Annotated in this window: 19 protein-coding genes, 2 tRNA genes and 1 pseudogene; 7 read left to right on the top strand and 15 right to left on the bottom strand. The window is 65.6% G+C overall.

Features of this window, described 5'->3' with window-relative positions; genetic code table 11:
* Positions 1-32: 32 nt before the first annotated feature.
* Positions 33-105, bottom strand: a tRNA-Phe gene (locus tag EP7_RS16200).
* A 262-nt stretch (positions 106-367) separates the two neighbouring features.
* On the opposite strand from EP7_RS16200, the gene EP7_RS16195 reads away from it, so the two are divergent.
* Positions 368-441 (top strand) — tRNA-Ile (locus tag EP7_RS16195).
* Positions 442-510: 69 nt separating this feature from the next.
* On the opposite strand, the gene EP7_RS16190 is transcribed toward EP7_RS16195, so the two are convergent.
* From EP7_RS16190 to nuoB, 13 genes and pseudogenes are all read right to left on the bottom strand, one after another.
* On the bottom strand, positions 511-1,032 hold the full coding sequence (locus EP7_RS16190; protein WP_463522499.1) for a hypothetical protein: 522 nt from the start codon (positions 1,030-1,032) through the stop codon (positions 511-513).
* Between the two features lie 101 nt (positions 1,033-1,133).
* Positions 1,134-1,553, bottom strand: coding sequence for a response regulator (locus EP7_RS16185; RefSeq protein WP_463522497.1), 420 nt, complete (start codon positions 1,551-1,553; stop codon positions 1,134-1,136).
* A 155-nt stretch (positions 1,554-1,708) separates the two neighbouring features.
* Positions 1,709-2,116 carry a HEPN domain-containing protein gene (locus EP7_RS16180; protein ID WP_463522495.1) on the bottom strand — a complete coding sequence of 136 codons (408 nt, stop codon included), beginning with the start codon at positions 2,114-2,116 and terminating at the stop codon, positions 1,709-1,711.
* An 86-nt stretch (positions 2,117-2,202) separates the two neighbouring features.
* The gene (locus EP7_RS16175; protein ID WP_463522493.1) at positions 2,203-3,882 is read right to left on the bottom strand and encodes an NADH-quinone oxidoreductase subunit N; all 1,680 of its coding nucleotides are present in this window, start codon (positions 3,880-3,882) and stop codon (positions 2,203-2,205) included.
* Between the two features lie 55 nt (positions 3,883-3,937).
* Positions 3,938-4,264, bottom strand: a complete 327-nt coding sequence (nuoK, locus tag EP7_RS16170; RefSeq protein ID WP_463522491.1) for an NADH-quinone oxidoreductase subunit NuoK — start codon at positions 4,262-4,264, stop codon at positions 3,938-3,940.
* Positions 4,265-4,327: 63 nt separating this feature from the next.
* Positions 4,328-5,011 (bottom strand): NADH-quinone oxidoreductase subunit J family protein, encoded by a 684-nt coding sequence (locus EP7_RS16165; protein ID WP_463522489.1) that lies wholly within the window; start codon positions 5,009-5,011, stop codon positions 4,328-4,330.
* Positions 5,012-5,082: 71 nt separating this feature from the next.
* Complete coding sequence (gene nuoH, locus EP7_RS16160; protein WP_463522487.1) at positions 5,083-6,330, bottom strand: NADH-quinone oxidoreductase subunit NuoH; 1,248 nt, start codon at positions 6,328-6,330, stop codon at positions 5,083-5,085.
* A 53-nt stretch (positions 6,331-6,383) separates the two neighbouring features.
* Positions 6,384-6,740 (bottom strand): NADH-quinone oxidoreductase subunit A, encoded by a 357-nt coding sequence (locus EP7_RS16155; RefSeq protein WP_463528428.1) that lies wholly within the window; start codon positions 6,738-6,740, stop codon positions 6,384-6,386.
* 52 nt (positions 6,741-6,792) lie between these two features.
* Positions 6,793-7,062: a hypothetical protein gene (locus EP7_RS16150; protein WP_463522485.1), complete on the bottom strand. Its 270-nt coding sequence runs from the start codon at positions 7,060-7,062 to the stop codon at positions 6,793-6,795.
* A 77-nt stretch (positions 7,063-7,139) separates the two neighbouring features.
* Positions 7,140-7,670: a nucleoside deaminase gene (locus EP7_RS16145; protein ID WP_463522483.1), complete on the bottom strand. Its 531-nt coding sequence runs from the start codon at positions 7,668-7,670 to the stop codon at positions 7,140-7,142.
* A gap of 7 nt (positions 7,671-7,677) precedes the next feature.
* A complete protein-coding gene (locus EP7_RS16140; protein WP_463522481.1) occupies positions 7,678-8,382 on the bottom strand; it encodes a 4Fe-4S binding protein in 705 nt (234 codons plus the stop codon).
* 55 nt (positions 8,383-8,437) lie between these two features.
* On the bottom strand, positions 8,438-9,577 hold the full coding sequence (locus EP7_RS16135) for an NADH-quinone oxidoreductase subunit D (RefSeq protein WP_463528427.1): 1,140 nt from the start codon (positions 9,575-9,577) through the stop codon (positions 8,438-8,440).
* 189 nt (positions 9,578-9,766) lie between these two features.
* A pseudogene (gene nuoB / locus EP7_RS16130) lies at positions 9,767-11,032 on the bottom strand (NADH-quinone oxidoreductase subunit NuoB); the annotation flags it as partial.
* Between the two features lie 281 nt (positions 11,033-11,313).
* Here nuoB and EP7_RS16125 point away from each other — a divergent pair.
* The 5 genes from EP7_RS16125 to EP7_RS16105 all read left to right on the top strand — a co-directional run bounded on the left by EP7_RS16125 (position 11,314) and on the right by EP7_RS16105 (position 16,331).
* Positions 11,314-11,589, top strand: a complete 276-nt coding sequence (locus EP7_RS16125; protein ID WP_463522479.1) for a hypothetical protein — start codon at positions 11,314-11,316, stop codon at positions 11,587-11,589.
* Between the two features lie 124 nt (positions 11,590-11,713).
* Positions 11,714-13,303 (top strand): NAD(P)/FAD-dependent oxidoreductase, encoded by a 1,590-nt coding sequence (locus tag EP7_RS16120; protein ID WP_463522477.1) that lies wholly within the window; start codon positions 11,714-11,716, stop codon positions 13,301-13,303.
* 64 nt (positions 13,304-13,367) lie between these two features.
* On the top strand, positions 13,368-14,276 hold the full coding sequence (locus tag EP7_RS16115) for a rhomboid family intramembrane serine protease (protein WP_463522475.1): 909 nt from the start codon (positions 13,368-13,370) through the stop codon (positions 14,274-14,276).
* A gap of 103 nt (positions 14,277-14,379) precedes the next feature.
* Positions 14,380-15,294: a sugar phosphate isomerase/epimerase family protein gene (locus tag EP7_RS16110; RefSeq protein ID WP_463522473.1), complete on the top strand. Its 915-nt coding sequence runs from the start codon at positions 14,380-14,382 to the stop codon at positions 15,292-15,294.
* On the top strand, positions 15,294-16,331 hold the full coding sequence (locus EP7_RS16105) for a glycosyltransferase family 2 protein (RefSeq protein ID WP_463522471.1): 1,038 nt from the start codon (positions 15,294-15,296) through the stop codon (positions 16,329-16,331). Before EP7_RS16110 ends, EP7_RS16105 begins: the two co-directional genes overlap by 1 nt.
* 7 nt (positions 16,332-16,338) lie before the next feature.
* On the opposite strand, the gene EP7_RS16100 is transcribed toward EP7_RS16105, so the two are convergent.
* Positions 16,339-18,387 (bottom strand): endonuclease MutS2, encoded by a 2,049-nt coding sequence (locus EP7_RS16100; RefSeq protein ID WP_463522469.1) that lies wholly within the window; start codon positions 18,385-18,387, stop codon positions 16,339-16,341.
* Between the two features lie 269 nt (positions 18,388-18,656).
* On the opposite strand from EP7_RS16100, the gene EP7_RS16095 reads away from it, so the two are divergent.
* On the top strand, positions 18,657-20,165 hold the full coding sequence (locus EP7_RS16095; RefSeq protein ID WP_463522467.1) for a carboxypeptidase-like regulatory domain-containing protein: 1,509 nt from the start codon (positions 18,657-18,659) through the stop codon (positions 20,163-20,165).
* Position 20,166 lies beyond the last annotated feature (1 nt).

Genomic DNA, 20,166 nt, shown 5'->3' with positions numbered 1-20,166 from the left:
AGCGTCTTCGGATTCAAGGCCATGAGGAGGAATGGGCAGAGGCGGGATCGAACCGCCGACACCAGGATTTTCAGTCCTGTGCTCTACCAGCTGAGCTATCTGCCCGGGAGACATCGGACTCTGCGGGTCATCCATGGTGAATGGCCCGGTCGAACGACGCCGGGGCATCATATCGCGGCAGGCCACCCGGGGTCAATGGTCGGGAGGGTCGATTGTGTCGGTTTCTGCCTTCGCCCTGGACCCAGCGGTCATCGACCGCCTGGAAGCCGGTGCGCGGGCCTCAATCTTCCCGAAATGGACGTCGGGGGCACTGGATCATTGACTCCTGGTGGACTCGGATTAGAATGAGTCCCGTCAGCCAAGCATCGGGCGCATAGCTCAGTTGGCTAGAGCGCGCCCCTGATAAGGGCGAGGTCCGAGGTTCAAATCCTCGTGCGCCCAAATGAAAAACGGCCCCCGCAGCGAATCATCGCTGCGGGGGCCGTTTTCGTTGAACTCAAGCGGCGAGGCTCATTCCTCGTCGTCGTCCTCTTCAGCTTCCGCCTCGGAGTCGGAATCGGAGTCGGCATCGGTATCGTCATCCTCCTCGCCTTCCTCGTCGTCATCGCCGGGCGTGATGGCCGCGACGACGGGCTCGATGGCGAGGGGACGCGGGATGGCGGAGCCAAGGCCCGGGGCATTGTCGGGCATCGGCTCCTTCGTCTTCTGGACGAAGTGCGTGCCCTTGCCGCGAGCGGTCATCTCGGCCGCCTTGGCCTCGGCCGCCTCCTTCTGGGCGAACTCGAAGGTTGCGATCGGCTTGAAGGCGTCATTCAAGACGGTCCAGACGATCCGCATCCGAGCGGCCGCCTTGACGGCCTTGACGGCCTTGACCTTGGCCTTGGTGGCCTTCGGCTTCTTTTTCGGACGTCGTTCCGATTCATCATCGGCGTCTTCGACCTGATCTTCCGCCTCGTCCTCCATGGGATCGAGCGGCTCGGCCGCGTCGTATTGTCGACGCAAGTCCATGCGATTCTGCGGTTTGCCTGCCATTGATGTCGCCCTTCACGGGACCAGTTGCTCTCGCCGAGCCGGGCGCAGCGATCCGACACGCGCACGGACGTTCGGGATTCACGTGCCAGATCGGACGAGCTCTAGTTTAGTCGCAGATCGCCCGCAATACCACGCGCCACGCGACCACGTGAGGCGGACGTCTCAGCTCCCACCTGCCGGACCAGCTCCGAGGGGAGGAACGGCTTGCTCAGGAAGCGGTCGACCCCGACCGAACGAAGCATCCCCTCAGCCTCGCCCTGGACGGCCGCACTGCAAATGATCAGGCCCTGAGACGGGCAGCGTGCCTTGATCCAGCGGCTCACCTCAACGCCGCTGCGACGGGGGAGGTTCAGGTCGCAGAGCACGACGTCGAAGGGTCCGGAATCGTCGTAACGTTCGATGGCTTCTTGCCCATCGGCGGCTTCGACGACCACGAAACGCTCGATCCGGAGATACTCGGCGACGAGCCGCCGGAGGATCGCTTCATCCTCGACGAGCAAGATCGTTCCGCGCCGTTCCATCGGCGTACCTCGCATGAGTTCGAGGCCCGATGTGGGAGGGCAGCGCTGCCCTCCGAGGAGGCCTCATCGTGGGAGTCGGGCGGATGCTAACCGCGATCCTCCCGCGCGCCCATCGAAGTTCGCCCTCGGCGAACGTTCGGGGTTTCCCCGAAGAATCACTGGGCCAGCAGCTGCAAGGTCCGCTTGATGAGCGCGGAGGCGGACGCCAGGCTGTCCTCGGGGCTGGCCTTCAGCCCCTGGATGCGCTCGAACGCGTGAAGAAACTCGACGTCGAGCAGGCCGGGGCGGACGTAGATCGTCTCGCAGGCGAGGAGCAGGCAGCGCAGGCCCGCCTCGCGGTAACCCTTGGCGTAGACCAGGGCCCGGATGCAGGAGAACATCGCCTCGTAGCAGAGGAACGTCACATCGGCAGGGTCGCCCTGCCCCGTCGACTGGAGATTGGAGGCCGCCTCAAGCCGATCGCCGGCCATCGCCAGCAGCCCGCCGATGCGATTTTTCGCCTCGGCGTCCGCAAACAGATATGGGCTGTCGAGGCACTTTGCCAGCGTATTGACGATGCCCATTGCGTCGCACTCGCATCGCGGGGAAGGGAGGATCGGGGACGAGGTCGTCACGGGAGAGCCAGGCGGCCATAGCGCCGCAGCGGTGGCTACCGAATCGTGACCTTTCGGACTGCCGGGGGTTCATTCAAGGCGTCGACCGGGGCCGGTTCGTCGAGGAACTGGATGACCTGGGTTCCGGTGATGAGCATGGGCTCGGCCGCGGTGGTCATGGCGTCGAGCAGAGGGGCCGGGTAGAGACCGAAGGCCGTCACGATCACCGTGGCCACGAGGACCGGGATCCGGATGGTCGCCGGAGTGGGCCTCATCGGCAGCGGACCGGGCGGGCGCAGGAACATCGCCCTGAGGACCCGGACGTAGTAGAACGCCGAGACGACGCTGTTGAACAGGCCGAGGGCGACGAGCCAGCGGAAGGCCAGCCGGCCCTTCTCGCCGCCGTCATTGAGCGCCTCGCTGAACATGAAGATCTTGGCGTTGAAGCCCGCAAGCGGCGGCATGCCGATCAGCGAGAGCATCAGCAAGACCATGCATACGCCGAGGATCGGATACGTCTGGCCGACGCCATTCAGGTCGTCGATCTCGTCGGTACCCCGCTCCTTGGCCAGCCAGGCGGCGACGGCGAAGGCGCCGATGTTGCTGAACCCGTAGATGACCAGGTAGAAGAGCACCGCGCCGGTCGCCTCATTCCCCCGCACCGAGATCCCGGCGGCCAGCACGCCGACGAGCATGTAGCCGGCGTGGGCGATCGACGAGTAGGCCAGCATCCGCTTGAAGTTCGTCTGCGCAAGCGCGGCGAAGTTTCCGTAGGTCATGGTCGCCGCGGAGATGACCGCAACGATGCCAATCCAGCCGGGGCTCAGCTCGCTGGCGGCGCCATAAGACCATGGGCCCAGGGCGTAAAGCATCACCTTCATCATGGCGATGAAGCTGGCGACCTTCGACCCCGTGGCGACCCAGGCCGCGACCGGTGCCGGTGCCCCCTCGTAGGCGTCGGGAGCCCATTGGTGGAACGGCACGGCGGCGATCTTGAAGCCGAAGCCGACCAGGATCATCAGGACCGCCGTCGCGGCGGCGATGTTCCCGCCCAGGCCGGCCATCTCGCCCGACTTGGGAGTCAGCGCCACCGCGATGGCCGGAAGCCTGGTCGTGCCGGTCAGACCGTAAATCAAGCTCAGGCCGAAGAGGAAGAGCGCCGAGGAGACGCTGCCGTAGACGAAGTATTTCAGGCCCCCCTCGACCGAGCGCCGCTTGTCCTTCTGGATGGCCGTGAGCAGGTACAGGCAGATGGTCATCATCTCGAGCGCGAGGAAGAGGGTCAGCAACTCCTCGGCCGCGACGAGGAAGAGCATGCCCACGGTCGCCCAGAGCAGCAGGGCGTAGTACTCGCCCCAGTCGCGGGTGAAGTCCCAGCCCATCGACAGGATGACCACCAGGGCCAGCATGGCGAGGATGATGACGTTGAACCAGGCGACGGCCAGGTCGCCCGAGATCGTGCCCATGAACAGCAGCGGGTCGGCGTTGAGATTCAGGTTGAGCCCGAGGAAGAATGGCTTCTCGTAGCTGAGCCGGGTCGAGACGAAGGGGGCGGCCAGGAACAGGGTCGCCACGATGCCGAGCAGCGACAGCGTGCCGAGGACCCGGTTGCGCTGCGCCGGAGGCGTGTTGCGCAGCAGGCTGAAGTCGACGACGAGCACCAGCAGCCCCACGGCGGCCAGGACCGTGTGGGGGATCAGGAACACGAAGTCGGTCATGAAGGGCAGCCTGGACATCGATGCGAGCCTCGGGCGGTGGGCGTTGCGTCGGGGCGATTCGGGTCGGGCGGCTTCAGCCGGCCAGCGAGTTGTAGCGGTCGACGTCGGCGGCCTGCCAGCGGCGGTAGGCCAGCAAGATCATGCCGATTCCCACGGAGACCTCGGCGGCGGCGATGGTCACGACGAAGACGGCGAACATGACGCCGGTCAGGGCTCCGTCCTCGGGCGAGGGCTCTCGATACCGCCAGAAGGCGACGAGGTTGATGTTCGCCGCGTTGAGCATGATCTCGATGGCCATCAGCACGGCCACCGCGTTGCGGCGCACCAGGACGCCGAAGAGGCCGATGCCGAATGACGCGGCCGCGAAGTAGAGGAACCAAGTCAGCGGGATGTCGGTCATTCGGTTCGTCCTGTCGCGAGGCCCTTGATCTGGATGGTATCGCGGTGTCGTGCTCAGGCGGGCTCAGATCGAGCCGTCGTCGGCGACCGAGGAGGCAACCAGCTCGGCCGGCACCCCCTTGTCGATCCCCCTGGAAAGCGGCGACCGGGCGATTTCCTCGGCGTTGGAGAGGGGCATCACCGCGTCCGTGTCCTCGGGCTTCGCCAGGGCGATCGCACCGACGACGGCGGCCGTCAGCAGCAGGCCGGCCAGCTCGAACGGGACGACGTATCGGGTCATCATCTCGACGCCGATCGCCTTGCCCATGTCGTTGATGGCCAGGGCTTGCGGGGTCTTGTCGCGGCCGTCCTGCGGCAGGATCGACGGGCGTTCGGTCGTGTCCGACCAGGAGGCGGTCAGCCCGTCACCCTTCTGGTCGCCGATGCCGATGAACAGGATGGCGACGACACCGAAGGCGACGAGCGCCGCCGGGATCTTCCACCCGCGCGGGACGATGGTCGTGTCGTCCCCCTGGATGTTTCGCGTGAGCATGATCCCGAACATCATCAGGATCGCGACCGCGCCGATGTAGATCAGGACCTGCACGGCGGCGATGAACTCGGCCTCCAGCAGCAGGAACTGGCAGGCGACGATGAAGAAGAAGGCGACCAGGAACAGCGCCGCGTGGACGAGGTTCCGGGCCAGCACGACGCCCAGGGCCGAGAGCAAACCCAGGCCAGCGAAGACGCCGAACACGATGCGGATCACGGGGCGAGACTCCGGCCGGGGGACTTCGTGTGGAGGAGAGGGACGACCCAACGACCTTGCGGGCGGACGACTCAGCGAGCTCCCGGCACGGCGACGAGGCCGAGATACGGCTTCGGGGCGACGTTGGGCACCGCAGGACGGCCGAGGCGGTTGATCGCGGCCATGCCGACGTAGGCGAGGATGACCAGCGGGCCGGTGATCGCCCAGCCGAGCAGGTAGTTGGGCGACCCGGGCCGGATGACGCATTCGTACCAGATCGCCGCGATCAGGATGTTGATCAGGCAGAGCGGCACGAGGAACTTCCAGGCGAAGTTCATCAGGCGGTCGACCCGGAGCCTGGGGAGCGTCGCCCGGATCCAGAACATGGCGAAGATATAGCCCGAGACCTTCACGGCGAAGCTCGCGAGGAAGATCGAGTTGACCACCAGGAACGCGCCCCAGGTGTCGCCGCGACCGAAGATCTCAGTGACGTCGAGGAACGGCAGCGCCCCGCCTCCCAGGAATAGGGCCGTCCCCAGGCAGCTCACGCCGAAGATGCTCAGATATTCGGCCAGGAAGAAGAGGCCGAACCGCATGCCCGAGTACTCGGTGTGGTAGCCGGCGATGATCTCCGACTCGGCCTCGGGCAGGTCGAACGGGGCCCGGTTCACCTCGGCGATGCTGGCGATGGTCATGATCATGAAGGCGAGGAAACCGGGGGGCGAGGCGATGTTCCAGCCGTGGACGAGCTGCTGCTCGAAGATGGTGACCATGCTCAGGCTGCCCGCCCAGAGCACCACCGGCACGGTGGCCAGCACCTGCGGGATCTCGTAGGAGACGAGCTGGGCCACCGCCCGCATCGCCCCCAGCAGCGAGTATTTATTGCGGCTCGACCAGCCGGCCAGGAAGATGCCCAGCGACGAGAGGCTTGAGGCCGCGATCAGGTAGAGCAAGCCCGACGGGGGGTTCACCGCGGCCAGGCCGATGCCGAACGGGATGACCGCCAGCCCGAGGAAGGCCCCGACGATCATGATCACGGGCGCCAGCAGGTGGACGAACTGGTCGGCCGACCTGGGGACGATGTCTTCCTTGATGATCAGCTTGATGGCGTCGGCGATCGGCTGCAAGAGGCCCAGGGGGCCGACCCGGTTGGGACCGATCCGGTCCTGGAACCGCGCAGCCACCTTGCGCTCGCCCCAGACCATGTAGGCGACGATGCCGGGGAAGATGCCGAGGAAGACGACCAGCACGACCAGGATCCACTTGATCCAGGGGACCGAGTCGAGCTGGCTCTGCTGGGCCCAGAGGAGAGTCGCGGGCCAGTCGGTCGCGAAATTCAACGAACAAGTCCCCCGCTAGTCGGCCGAATGATCCCGCACGACGCCGCCCGCTCTCAGACCCAGCGCAGGACGCCCTTGGCCCACGCATAGATCAGGCCGACTGAGAGCATGAATAGGAAGATGATCATCTCGACGAGGGCGAACCAACCGAGGCCGCCGTAGGCGACCGCCCAGGGGTAGAGGAACACCGTCTCGACGTCGAAGATCACGAACATCAACGCATAGATGTAATACTGGATCCGGAACCGGACCCAGGTCTCGCCCGTGGTCCGCAGCCCGCACTCGTAGATGTCGGACTTGGTCCGGAACCGCTTGCGGGGCGCCACGATTGAGACGAGCACGATCGGCGACAGGGCGAACCCGATGGCGCCGATCAGCAGCATTCCGATGAACACGTAGTTCAGAATAATCATCGTCGTGGCGTTCCGGGTGCGGGCCGAGTCGTCGGGATTCGGTCCAGGGCTAGCGGGTTCCGCCGACGACCTCGACGAGGGTGTCGTCGTCGAGCGCCACCGAGGTGATCTCGCCGTCGTCGCGCCTCAGCCTCAGCGTGGGCTGGTGGCAGTACAGCGACTTGCCTCCCATCTCCATGCCGCCGACGGGCCTGAGCCCCTCGCGCTCGACAGTCCCCTCGACCCAGGTCTTCCACAGGAGGTGGCCGACGCGGACCGAGTGCTGGACGCGGAGACGGGTCCCTGGCTCGTAACGCGCTTTGGGCGGCGTGGGAATCATCGTTCGATCCAGTTGTCCGGGGATGCGGGGAACTCGCGGGAGGGGCCGGCCGTCTCCGGCCGGTCAAGGGGCGTATCTTACAAGGTGCCGGACGAGCCGGGCAAGTGGCCACCGGGCCTGGCCTTCGATCGCGGTCCGCCCGAATAAAGAGGATCGGTCTCGGCCGTCAAGACACCCCCGACGAGTTGGATCGTGGGCCCGCCGCGGGCCAACCGGAGGATCTCGCCCGAAGCAAGATCGACCTGAGTCCAGCCGAACCGGATGAGCGACTCGATCGATGTGCCGAAGACGACGACGGGCACCTTCGCCCACCACGACGCGGCCATGCACATCGGGCATGGCTCGGCGGTGGAGATCAAGGCCAACGACGTCGGGTCGAGGCCGCGTTCGGCGGCACGCCTCAGGGCGTTCATCTCGGCGTGCGCGGTGGGATCGCCGCCGGCCGAGTTGCCCGCCTCCAGCACGATCCGGCCGTCATCGAGGGCCGCGAGCACGCAACCGAACGGGTCGTCGCCAATTCGACCCTGCGCGACGGCCGCCCGCATCAATTCGGGAAGCCTGTCGCGGATCGATTCGGGCAGGTCGTCGGTGGTGTCGCGGGTCGGCATGAGGGCCTCAGGCCTTGGCCGGCTGGGGGGCGGGCTTGGCCGGCGCTGCGGTCGCGCCGAGGGCCTTTTGCAGCCTCTGATCCTTCTTTTTGGCGACCTTGTTACGCTCGGCCACCTCCTCCGGGCTCGACCAGGCCTCGGGGTGGGTCTTGGCGTAATACTCGGTCGAGACGAGCAGGTCTTGCAGGCTATAGATGTGCGTCTGGTGCCGCTCGTAGTTGGACAGCTCGAAGTTCTGGTCCATCTTGATGGCGTCGAAGGGGCAGTACTCCGAGCAGAGCCCGCAGTTCATGCAGACGTCCATGTCGATGAAGAACTCTTCGGGCAGCGGCAGGACGTTTCCCTTGGGGCCCTTGGCCTGGCTCATCCAGATGCATTGGGGGGGGCAGACCTTGGCGCAAATATTACAGGACGTGCAGCGGACGTTGCCGTCCTCGGTGTCGTAGAGCAGGACCGGCAGGACGCGGAACCGCTCGTAGACGGGCAGGCGTTCGTCGGGATACTCGACGGTGAAAAGGCCGTCGGTTTTGAAGTCTTGCTGGACGACGGGCGTGTCGGCCCGGCTCCTGGGCGAGCCCCAGAGGTCGATGAGCATGTGCCCGCCGCCCCGCCGATGGATGGCCTTGCCGGTGCGTAGGTCGCGCCAGAACGTCAGCAGAAAACGCCTGAGCGTCACCCAGTGACCGACGAGGATCCCTTGTCCGAGTTCCATGTGCACGACCCGCGAATGAGGCAAGGATGGAGGAAAGGTGCCCGGCCGACGCGGCTCAGCGATCGACCTCGCCCAGCACGATGTCCAGGCTGCCCAGGATGCCGACGACGTCGGCGATCGTGTGGCCCAGGCACATCTGCTCGAGCGCGGTCAGGTTGATGAAGCTTGGGCTGCGGATGTGGTAGCGGTACGCGGTCGCCGAGCCGTCGGCCACCACGTAGAAGCCGAGTTCGCCCTTGGGGTTCTCGACCCGGGAGTAAGCCTCGCCCGCCGGGACCTTGATCTGATAGCTCTTCTTGCCCGGCAGGATCGGCCCCGAGGCGGGCATCTGGTCGATGGCCTGCTTGAGGATCTTGACGCTCTCGCGCATCTCGAGCAGCCGGACATAGTAGCGGTCGTACAGGTCGCCCTTGGTCCCGGTCACCACGTTGAAGTCGAACCGATCGTAGATGCTATACGGGGCCGCCCGGCGGATGTCATACGCCACGCCCGAGGCACGCAGCACGGGGCCGGCGGTCGAGAAATTGATCGCCTGGTCGGAGCTCAGGACGCCGACACCCTTGCAACGGTCGAGCAAGATCTCGTTCTTGGACAGGAACCGGTCAAGCTCGTCGATCTTGCCATCGAGTCGGTCGAAGACGGTGCCGCGGCAGCGCTCGATCCAGCCCTTGGGGAGGTCAAAGGCGACCCCGCCGAACCGGAAGTAGTTGCACATCATCCGGCTGCCGGCCGCCCACTCGAAGAGGTCGAGGATCAGCTCGCGCTCCTCGATCGCGTAGAGGGCCGGCGTGAAGAAGGCGCCCAGGTCGTTCAGCAGGAAGCCGATCGACCACATGTGGCTGGCCACGCGGGTCAGCTCGGCCATGATGACCCGGATATACTCGGCCCGCTCGGGCACCTTGGCGTCGTCGCCCATGAGCTGCTCGACGGCCAGGGCGTAGCCGAAGTTGTTGCCCATGCTCGTCAGGTAGTCGAGCCGGTCGGTGAACGGGAAGTTCATCAGGAACGTGTTGCGCTCGCCGATCTTCTCGTGGTTGCGGTGCATGTAGCCCATGACGGGCTTCAGGCCGATGATCGTCTCGCCGTCGACCCTCAGGTTCATCCGGAACACCCCGTGGGTGCTCGGGTGCTGCGGGCCCATGCTGACGATGAACTGGTCGCTTCCCAGCTCCTCGACCGAGACCCCCGCGGGCATCAGGTTCTTGCCCTTGGTGTCGTCGGCCGGGTCGAGCGAGGCCCAGTCCTTGAAGTCCTTGGGGATCTTGGTGTTCGACCCGTAGGGGTTGAACTCCTCGGCGCGGAAATGCTTGCCTTGGCCCTCTTCCACCCGGCTGTCGAAGACCTTCGTCGGCCCTTCGTAGTACGGCTCGAGGAAGTCCTTGCGGAGCGGGAAGTAGGCGTAGCCGTCCCACATCAGGATGCGCTTCAGCTCGGGGTGGCCGGCGAACCGGACGCCCATCATGTCGTAGACTTCGCGTTCCTGGAGGTCGGCCCCGCGCCAGACGGAGATGACCGACGGGACCTCGCCCTCGCCCTCGACCTGCGACGTCCGGACCCGGAGGACGATCAGGTTGCCCGGCTGGGTGGTGCTGTCGAGCTGGTAGCTGACCTCGATGCAGTCTTCGTAATGGACGCTCTGAAGACTGACGAGGTAGTCGTACAGGATCGAGTTGCGGTCCCGCAGATAGGTGGAGATGGCGACGAGCTTGTTGGCCGGCACGAGAAGCCCGGCCTGGACGATGGCCGAGGCCCCTTCGCCGAACTCGGCATTGATGCGGCCATTCAAGGCGGCCAGGCCGGTGTCGCCCAGCCAGACGAGCGAGGGCTTGACCTCGGCCTTTTTCACCTTCTTGGCGGGCTTGGCGGCCGGCTTGGGGGCGGGGGCGGGCGTCTCGCCTTCGGCCGTCGCCTCGGCCGCGACGACGGGGGCCGGCTCGGGCTCGGCCACGCCGTCGGGCAGCGGGGCGGGGAGGATCGTCGGCTTGACGAGCGTCTCCTCGCGAGCCTCGCAGAGGCCCTGCGCGGTCTTCTCGGCGGTGATTTCGAGCAGGCGGAGGTCGACCAGGTCGGGGCCCAGGACCGGCACGGCCACGTCACGCTCGACGTTGCCCAGATACCAGGGTGACTGGGTGATCCGCTCGCCGTCGATCTTCTTCTGGAGGACGATCAGGCCGTTCAAGAGGGCCTGCGGCGTGGGGGGGCAGCCCGGGATGTAGACGTCGACGGGCAGGTACTTATCCACGCCGGAGACGACGTTGTAACCTTCCTTGAAGGGGCCGCCGCCGTTGGCGCAGGCGCCCATGGAGATGACGTACTTGGGCTCGGGCATCTGGTCGTACAGTCGCGCGATCATCGGCATCATCGTCTTGGTGACGGTGCCGGAGACGATCATGACGTCGGCCTGACGGGGCGAGCCGCGGAAGACCTCGGCGCCGAACCTGGCGATGTCGAACCGGCTGGAGGCCGTGCAGATCATCTCGATGGCGCAGCAGGCGAGGCCGAAGCCGAGCGGCCAGAGGCTGGAGCGTCGGCCCCAGTTGTAGACGGAGTCGACGACGCTGAGCAGGTTGTCCCAGTTGGTGACCAGGACGTGCTGCTCGAGTTCCTTCTGGAGCACGGGGTCGATGACCGTGATCCACTCGGGCCGCATGATCGAGGGCTGCGGGGTCGTTGTCGACATAGTCAATCTTAGGGATTGGGGTGCGAAGAGTCGTTCCGGGAAGGCTGCCCCGGCCCGCACGCAGGCTCATCGCTCGACCAGGAGGTCGGTCGCGTCCGCCCCGACGGATTTGCTAGCGTGCGCCTATCCTAGACCGGCGGTCGGAGCTTGGCCAGTGGGGACCGCGGATGCGCACTCGTCACTGAATTTGGCCCCGGATTCCGGGCGCGTCTCCTTCCCGGGCGACGGGCCCGGGCCCATAATAACCTGATATGGAACGACGCGGACTCCAGATCAGCGTGACGGCGATGCTTGGCCTGGTCGCCGGGGTCGCGATCAATTTCTGGCTCTTCCGCCAGGGATTCATCTATGGCTTCATCGGCCTGAATATCACGAAGCATGTGCTGATCGCGGGGCTCTGCCAGCTGCTGGGGGTCGGCGGCGGCAAGGACCTGGGCGCCAAGAGGCGACTCCACGGGCCGAATCTCGACCTGCATCCTGGGAGGGTCGGAGTGGGCGGGTCGGGAGGCCTGGCCCCGCGGCCTTGACCGATTCGGGCCGATTTGCCACAACTCGCGTCACGTCCCTGCCGATCTCATCGGTGAGGACGCTCGCAACTTCGCGCGGAATGGAATCGCGCGGGCTTCCGCCATGGATGGAAGGGATGCCCCGATGGCACCGGACACTCCGCGCCACCACACCCAGACGACCCGCCCGGGACTTCCGCCGCACCGCTGGACGCGGGTCGAGGAGCCTGGCCAGGTCGGCGTCGTGGCCGCCTATGACACGGTGATCGCCGGAGGGGGCCCAGCCGGGCTCACCGCCGCGTTCGAGCTGTCGCGCCACGGACACCCCTGCGTGGTGCTGGAGGCCGACCCCAAGCTGGTCGGCGGCATCAGCCGGACCGACCAGTACAAGGGCTACCGCTTCGACATCGGCGGCCACCGGTTCTTCTCCAAGAGCGACGAGGTCAACGCGATCTGGGCCGAGATCCTGGGCGACCAGCTCATCACCCGGTCGCGCCTGAGCCGGATCTACTACAACCGCAAGTTCTTCCATTATCCGCTGAAGCCGGTCAACGCCCTCAGCCAGCTCGGGCCGATTAAGTCGTTGATGATCGTGGCCAGCTACATCAAGGCCCGGCTCCAGCCCATCAAGCCCGAGCGAAGCTTCGAAGACTGGGTGGTCAACCGCTTCGGCCGCCTGCTCTTCGAGATCTTCTTCAAGACCTACACCGAGAAGGTCTGGGGCATGCCCACCTCGGAGATGTCGGCCGACTGGGCCGCCCAGCGCATCAAGGGCCTGAGCCTCTTCCGGGCCGTCTGGACCGCCCTGATGCCCTCCTTCGGCCGCAAGACCAAGGGCAAGGGCGAGGTCATCAAGACCCTCATCGACACCTTCCAGTACCCCCGCCTGGGCCCGGGCCAGATGTGGGAGATGGCCCGCGACCGCGTGAAAGCCGACGGCGGCGGTGTGCACATGGACAGCCGCGTCGTGAGCATCGAGCACGACGGGTCGGCGGTCAACTCCGTGGTCACCCGCGACCAGCAGGGCAAGCAGACGCGCTACCTCGGCAAGCACTTCCTCTCGACCCTGCCGATCCGCGAGCTGATCCGCGGCATGAACCCCCAGCCTCCCGCTGAGGTTGTCCACGCGGCCGAGTCACTCAAGTATCGCGACTTCCTGACGGTGGTGCTCATCGTCAAGAAGGCCGAAACCTTCCCGGACAACTGGATTTACGTTCACGAGCCGGACGTCAAGCTGGGCCGCGTCCAGAACTTCAAGAACTGGTCGCCCCACCTGGTCCCCGACCCCTCGATGTCGAGCCTCGGCCTGGAATACTTCTGCTTCGAGGGGGATGACCTCTGGAGCAAGTCCGACGCCGACCTGATCGCGCTCGGGACGCGTGAGATCGACTCGATCGGCCTGATCTCGGCCGGCGACGTCGTCGACGGCTGCGTCGTCCGGATGCCCAAGGCGTATCCGGTCTACGACGACAGCTATCGCGACCACCTGAACGTGGTCCGTGGCTGGCTGAGCAACCTGTCGAACCTGGAGCTGGCCGGCCGCAACGGCATGCACAAGTACAACAATCAGGACCACTCGATGATGACCGCCGTGCTCGCGGCGCGGAACATCCTGGGCCTGGGCACGTTCGATCCCTGGAAGGTCAACACCGACGCGGAGTACCATGAGGAGGCGACCGAGGCCGAGGACCGGACGGGCCGGCAGGTGCCGAACCGGTTGACCGCCTCGGCCTGAGCCCGGCATACTCGCCTGGATCGGCCGCTCATTCGGCATGCCCTTCCCCCCAGGCGAGTCATCCATGCGGCAGATCGGCACCATCGAGGATCCGAAACAGGCGGCGCGGTTCGTCGACTACCTCCTCAGCCTCAGCATCGACTCGAAAGAGATGACCGGGCCCGACGGCCGGGTCATCTGGGTTATCGACGAGAACCGGCTGCCGGCCGCCCGCGAGGCCTACTCCGAGTTCATGGCCTCGCCCGACGACGCCAGATTCAGGGCGGCCCAGGAGGTCGCCGGGAAGGTGCGTCGCGAGGAAGAACGCGCGGAGAAGTCGTATCGCAAGCAGGTCCGTCATGTGAGCGAACGCAGCACGCTGTCCGAGTGGCGGCGTCGGCCGCTGACCTCGGTGCTCATCCTCACGAGCATCGCCGCCTCGCTGGCGACGAACTTCGGCCACGACTACACCTCGATCCTCCGCTACCTCACGTTCGACTCGTACCACATCCTCGGGCGGCACGTCGTCCTGGATGACCCGATGGGCTTCGGCAAGCTCGGGCAGGGGCAGATCTGGCGGGCGATCACGCCGATCTTCGTCCACTTCGACGGCTTCCACCTGCTCTTCAATATGTGGTGGATGCTCGACCTGGGTCGCCTGATCGAAGACCGCAAGGGGATCGGGAAGCTTGCCGTCCTGGTCCTGGTCTCGGCCCTCCTCTCCAACTTCGCGCAGCATGCCTGGTCGGTCCATTCCCACGGCGTCCCGACCCTGTTCGGGGGGATGTCGGGGGTGGTCTACGCCCTGTTCGGCTACCTCTGGGGCAAGACGATCTTCGACCTCGGCGACGGCATCGCCATCCGCCCGCAGGTGGTCAACATCATGGTCATCTGGCTGATCATCTGCATGACCGGAGTCGTGGGCCCGATCGCCAACGGGGCTCATGTGGGCGGACTGCTCGTCGGGATGGTCTTCGGATTCATGCGCTACTGACCCATGATCCGAGCTTTCCAGATGCGCGGCCTTTATTCGCCCGCGGACGCCCCTTAAGATGGGGCCAAGCCACGATTGAATGGGGATGAGGGGATCGACCGCGATGCAACTCGGATTCGTCTCGGCGATCTTCCCGGAGCTGACCCTCGAAGAGGTCTTCGAGTTCGCCGGCGAGGCGGGCTTCGCCAGCGTCGAGGTCATGTGCTGGCCGCCGGGCAAGGCCCTGAGGCGATACGCGGGCACGACCCACATCGACGCCAGCCAGCCGGTCGAGGAGACCCGAACGAGGCTGAAGACGTTATTCGAGACGACCGGCGTCGTCGCCTCGGCCCTGGGCTATTATCCCAACGCGTTGTCGGCCGACGCCGCCGAGTCCGAAGTCGCCATCAACCACCTCCGGACGGTCATCGACCTGGCGCCTGAACTGGGACTCGACACCGTCACGTCCTTCATCGGCCGCGACCCGGCCAGGACGGTCGACGCCAACTGGCCGAGATTCCTGGAGGTCTGGACCCCCTTGATCGGCCGCGCCGAGGAGCGAGGGGTGCGCATCGGAATCGAGAATTGCCCGATGCTGTTCTCGGCCGACGAATGGCCGGGGGGCAAGAACCTGGCGACCAGCCCGGCGATCTGGCGGCGGATGTTCGAGGCGATCCCCAGCAAGTCCTTCGGCCTGAACTACGACCCGTCGCACATGGTCTGGCAGCAGATGGACTACCTCAGGCCGATGAAGGACTTCAAGAGTCGGCTGGTTCACGTCCATGCCAAGGACGCGAGGCTCGACCTCGACTCGGTGAACGACCACGGGGTCCTGTCGTATCCGGGGCTCTGGCACACGCCCAAGATCCCCGGGATGGGCGACATCCACTGGGGCAAGTTCTTCGGCGCCCTGACCGACGCCGGCTATGACGGGCACGTCGCCATCGAGGTCGAGGATCGTGCCTTCGAAGGCTCCCTCGACAAGCGGAAAGAGGCCCTGCGAATCGCCGGCCGCTACCTCAAGCAGTTCATCGCCTGATGCAACCCGACATCATCGACGACTCGCCCACGACCGACACCGATGCCCTGCCCATCGACCTGTCGATCCTGATCCCGGTGCACGACGAACTCGAGAACGTCGGCCCGCTGCACCGCGAGCTGACCGAGGCGCTGGCTCAGACGAGCCTGCGTTACGAGATCATCTTCGTGGACGATGGGTCGACGGACGGAACCGCATACCGGCTGGAGGCGATCCAGGCGGCCGACCCCGAGCACGTCCTGGTCGCATCCCTGCGCCGCAATTGCGGCCAGACGGCGGCGCTCTCGGCGGCGCTCGACCTTTCCAGGGGGTCGGTCCTGGTGCCGATCGACGGCGACCTCCAGAACGACCCGGCGGATATCCCCAGGATGCTGGCCAGGCTGGATGAAGGCTTCGACGTGGTCTCGGGCTGGAGGCGCGACCGGCGGGACAAGCTCATCTCCCGGCGGATCCCGTCGTGGGTCGCCAACCGGATCGTCGCCCGGCTCTCGCACGTCCCGCTCCACGACTTCGGCTGCACCCTGAAGGCATATCGCCGGCGGGTGCTCGAAGGGATCAGGCTCTACGGCGAGATGCACCGATTCATCCCGGTCTACGCCACCTGGCAGGGGGCGAGGGTCACCGAGATGGTCGTCAACCACCGACCGAGGACCGCCGGCCGGACCAAGTACGGGCTGGGCCGGATCTTCAACGTAGTGCTCGACCTGATCCTGATCCGGTTCCTCGAACGCTATTCCCAGCGGCCGATCCACCTCTTCGGCCGGATCGGGCTCTGGTCGATCCTGCTCAGCATCCTCTCGTTCGCGGCGATGCTCTACTTCAAGTACATCTTTCCCTGGCCGATGGGCTGGAATCTCCCGCCCAAGACGTTCGTGGAGACCCCCCTCCCCTTGCTCGCGGTGATGTTCTTCCTGGGCGGGTTGCAGAGCATCATGCTCGGCGTGCTTGCCGAGATGGTGATGCGCACCTACTACGAGTCCCAGTCCAAGACCACCTACCTGCTCGGCTCGGTCCGACGCGGGCCGAAGCAAGACTGACCGGGGCTCAGCCCTTGAAGTCGTCGAACCGGCCGAACTTCTTCCCCGCCGGCGGTGTGTCGGGGCCGATGTCGGGGGTCTTGATGATCTGGGGGATCAGCTCCTCGATCGGGACGTCCCAGTTCATCCGGCCGATGGCGACCGACGCCGTTTTCTTGCGGGCGTCGATCTTCACGACCCGTCCGGGCCGGTCGTAGCCGAACCTCGGGACGACGACGCGGTCGCCGGGTTGGAGCCTGGCGCGGGCCTCGACCAGGCGCGCGTCGATCTCGGTCTGCTGGTTCAGGTCGGCCAGCCGCCTGTTCAGGGCCTCGCGCGTCTGCTCGGCCTCGGCCTGGCTCTGCAACGCCGCGAGCTTCGCCACCTCGGCCTCCCTGCGGAGCTTCTGAAGCATCTCCAGCTCCGGCTGATCGGCCCCCCTCGCCTGGTTGAGATACCGCGACGCACGCTCGACAAGGTGCTCGGGCAGGTTCAGGCGGCGGGCAATCTCCAGGGCGTTCGACTGGCCGACGTCGCCGATGTGCAGGCGGTACATCGGCTTGAGCGTTTCAAGGTCGAACTCGACGGCCGCATTCTGGGCCCTCGGGTTGTTGAACGCGTAAGTCTTCAGGTCGCCGATATGCGTCGTCACCAGGGCCAGGCAGCCAACGCTGTCGATCTCGTCGAGGATCGCCCGCCCCAGCGCGGCCCCCTCGATCGGGTCGGTCCCCGCGCCCATCTCGTCCATCAAGATCAGCGAGCGAGGGGTCGCCCGCTTGAAGATCTCCGAGACCCGCCGGACGTGCGACGAGAAGGTGGACAGCGACTGTTCCAGGCTCTGCTCGTCGCCGATATCGGCCAGCACGTCATCGAAGAAGGGGAGCTGCGAACCCTGGCTGGCCGGGATGTGCAGGCCGCACTGGGCCATCACCGCCAGCAGGCCGATCGTCTTCATGGCCACCGTCTTGCCGCCCGTGTTGGGCCCGGTGACGATCAGGATCTGGTGCTGGATGCCCAGGTGGACGTCGATCGGGGTGACCGTCCGCGCCTTCGGCGGCAGCTCGGGCTGGGCGGCCTCGGCCTCCGCCTCCTCGCCCGGTTCGGGTTCGTTTCGTTTTCTGGGCTGGGCCTCGGCGCGGAACAGCGATTCCAGGATCGGGTGCCGGGCGCCTCTGAGGGACAGCTTCCCCTCCTGGTTGAGGTCCGGCGGGCTCATCCTGAAGTCGAGGCTGTACCGCCCCCGAGCAAAGATAAGGTCAAGCTGCGAAAGGGTTTCCAGGCTTTCCAGCAGCGACTCCGCCACCTGGCCCACCTGGGCACTCAGGTACCGCAAGATCCGCCGGATCTCCTTGGCTTCCTGAGCTTTGTGGAACGAGAGCTGGGCCGACCTCTCGGCGATGGCCTGGGGCTCGATGTAGACCGTCTCGTTGCTGGCGCTGGTGCGGTGCACCGACCCTTGGATCTCGCCCCGGTGATCCTTGGAGATGGGCAGGACGTAGTGCTCGCCCACCATCGTGAAGTTGGGAAAGCGGAGGATGCGCTTGATCTCGGGCGACCGCAGCATCCGCTTGAGGATCTCCTGGATCTGCTCCTCGACCTTGCGGATCTCGCCGCGGATCACCGACAGTCGGCGGCTGGCGGTATCCAGCACATTCCCGCGGCTGTCCAGGCAAGCCTCGATCGCGTTGACGACCCCGGCGAACTCCCCGACCCCCAGCGCCATCCCTCCCAGCCTGGGGAACTCCTCGCCCACCTTCTTGAGCCACCGCCCCAATCCCTCGACGGCATGCAACGTCTCGACCGTCTCGGCCAGCTCCTCGGCGGCCAGCGTCGAGCCGATCTGGGCGCGCCTGACAAGCGGCCGGATGTCATGAAGCCCGCCGAACGGGGGCGAGATCCCGGCCGAAAGCGCCTCGGCCATCTCGGTCGTCAGGGCTTGCGACTCGCGGACGACTCCTGGCTCGATGCTCGGCTCCATCCCCCGGGCCTCGCCCTTGCCCAGCGAGCAGGCCGCATACGTGGCGACGATCGCGCGGATCTTGTCGAAGTCGAGCAAACCCAGCGTATGCGTATCCATGTCACCTCGAAAGCCCGACCGACCCACCGAGCCCCGCGCCCGAGCCAAGCCCCCTGCGTCCGTCCCGGACACAAAACCCCGCCCGACGGTTCGCCCGCCCACCCTACTAAACGATTGTCCCGTCCCCTTGCGCCCGCGTGCAAGGTCAGACCCAACTCGATTCCGACCCCGCCCGCTGGAATTCCGAGAATCGCCCACTGGGCTCTGCTAGCCTGGATCGCACCGCTCTCCCAGACAGATCTCGAAATCACGTCGAACGAGAATCCCGCATGCTCGAATCGAGGAGCGCCCACCACGCCCGTTCTTTTCTCCTCCTAGCTTGCTGGCTCGCCTCGGCGCCGCAACCATCGCCCGCCGACGAAGACAGCCGGTATTCCAGGGCAACCATGTCGGGCCAGGTGGTCGACGAGGCTGGAAAGCCCGTCGCTGGCGCGATGGTCCTCTATCGAGATCTCAAAGAATGGAGATGCCGGACCGGACTCGACGGAGAGTTTTCTGTCTCGATTCAGGACATGTCACTTCTCATGGATCATCACAGCTTCAGCCTGGTGGCGAAGACCGATGATGGTCGCCTCGGTGTCTTTGGCGTCGGTGCATTGAAGCGAACTGAACCCGTCCGAATTGTCGTCAAGACTGGGCGTACGATCCGCGTTCTTGTGGTCGACGCAGAGGAAAATCCGGTCGCCGGGGCCTCGATTGTGGCGATGTCCGATTGGACCTGCGTCTTCGAAGGAGAGACGGGACCGGATGGGCACCTCTCGTTTTCGATGCCGGTAGACTTGGCGAAGGCCAGCGTAGCGGCCTTGAAACCTAAGGTTGGAATCGCATTTGTATCAACCCGTCCGAACTCGAATGTCACAGCTCCCACTCATCCTCTGCCCGATTCGATCTCCATGAAGCTTGAAGGCGTTGGGCCGCCGCTGAAGATCAAGGCGGTGGATGAACGGGGCGAGCCCATCCCCGAATTAAATCTCTCCGTTCCACTCTTCAAGGTCGCTGGGGTGGATGTTTCGGGTGGCCTGGGGCGATTCTCAAAGACCCAGACAGGCCAAGACGGAGTCGCGGTCGTCGACTGGCTGCCGCGAGACATCGGAGACCCGGTCAACGTCTTCACAGACTCGCACGAATACCATCCAAAGAACGTACTCCCACGGCTATCGACTTCGATTGAGACCGATCAGATCCTCGCCCACGTCCGCTTTAGCCACCTTTCGGGCATCATCAGGACCGCTGACGGGCAACCGGTGAGCGGTGCTGGCGTCAAGGCGAAGGGATTTGGCTCCGGCGGTAACTTTCCGATGGAAATACCAGGGACCGACGTCACGGACAGCGAAGGGCGATATTCAATGTTAACGAACAGCAATCTCGCCTACGTTGTAACCGCGACTAAGGGCGACTTGATAGGCTTCGGAAAGTCCGTCCTGATCACGAGACCTGGCGAGCGGACCGAAGCCGAGGACATGATCCTCCGGCACGGGACCTGGATGCACGGGACGGTCACCAAGGGGATAATGGCCGTCCCTGCCCCCCTCCAATATCTCGATGCAAGGATCGAACTCGGCAGCATACCCGAAAAGATTCGCCGCGAGGGCGCCGAATTCAATCAGCAAATGCGAATTCGATTCTCCGGAGGGACCGATGAAGCCGGCCGATACAGGATCCTGCTCCCCGCCGGCAAGTATGACCTGAGCGGCCCCGGTAATATCCCCATCGAGTCAATCACCATCCCCGCCGAGAACCCGCCGGCCGAGTTCCTCCGCGACTACAACCTGCCTTGAG

It is taken from the genome of Isosphaeraceae bacterium EP7 (assembly GCA_038400315.1).
Lineage (GTDB): Bacteria > Planctomycetota > Planctomycetia > Isosphaerales > Isosphaeraceae > EP7.
The sequence above is the reverse complement of the archived record's forward strand: the minus strand, read 5'-3'. Positions and strand labels throughout refer to the sequence as shown.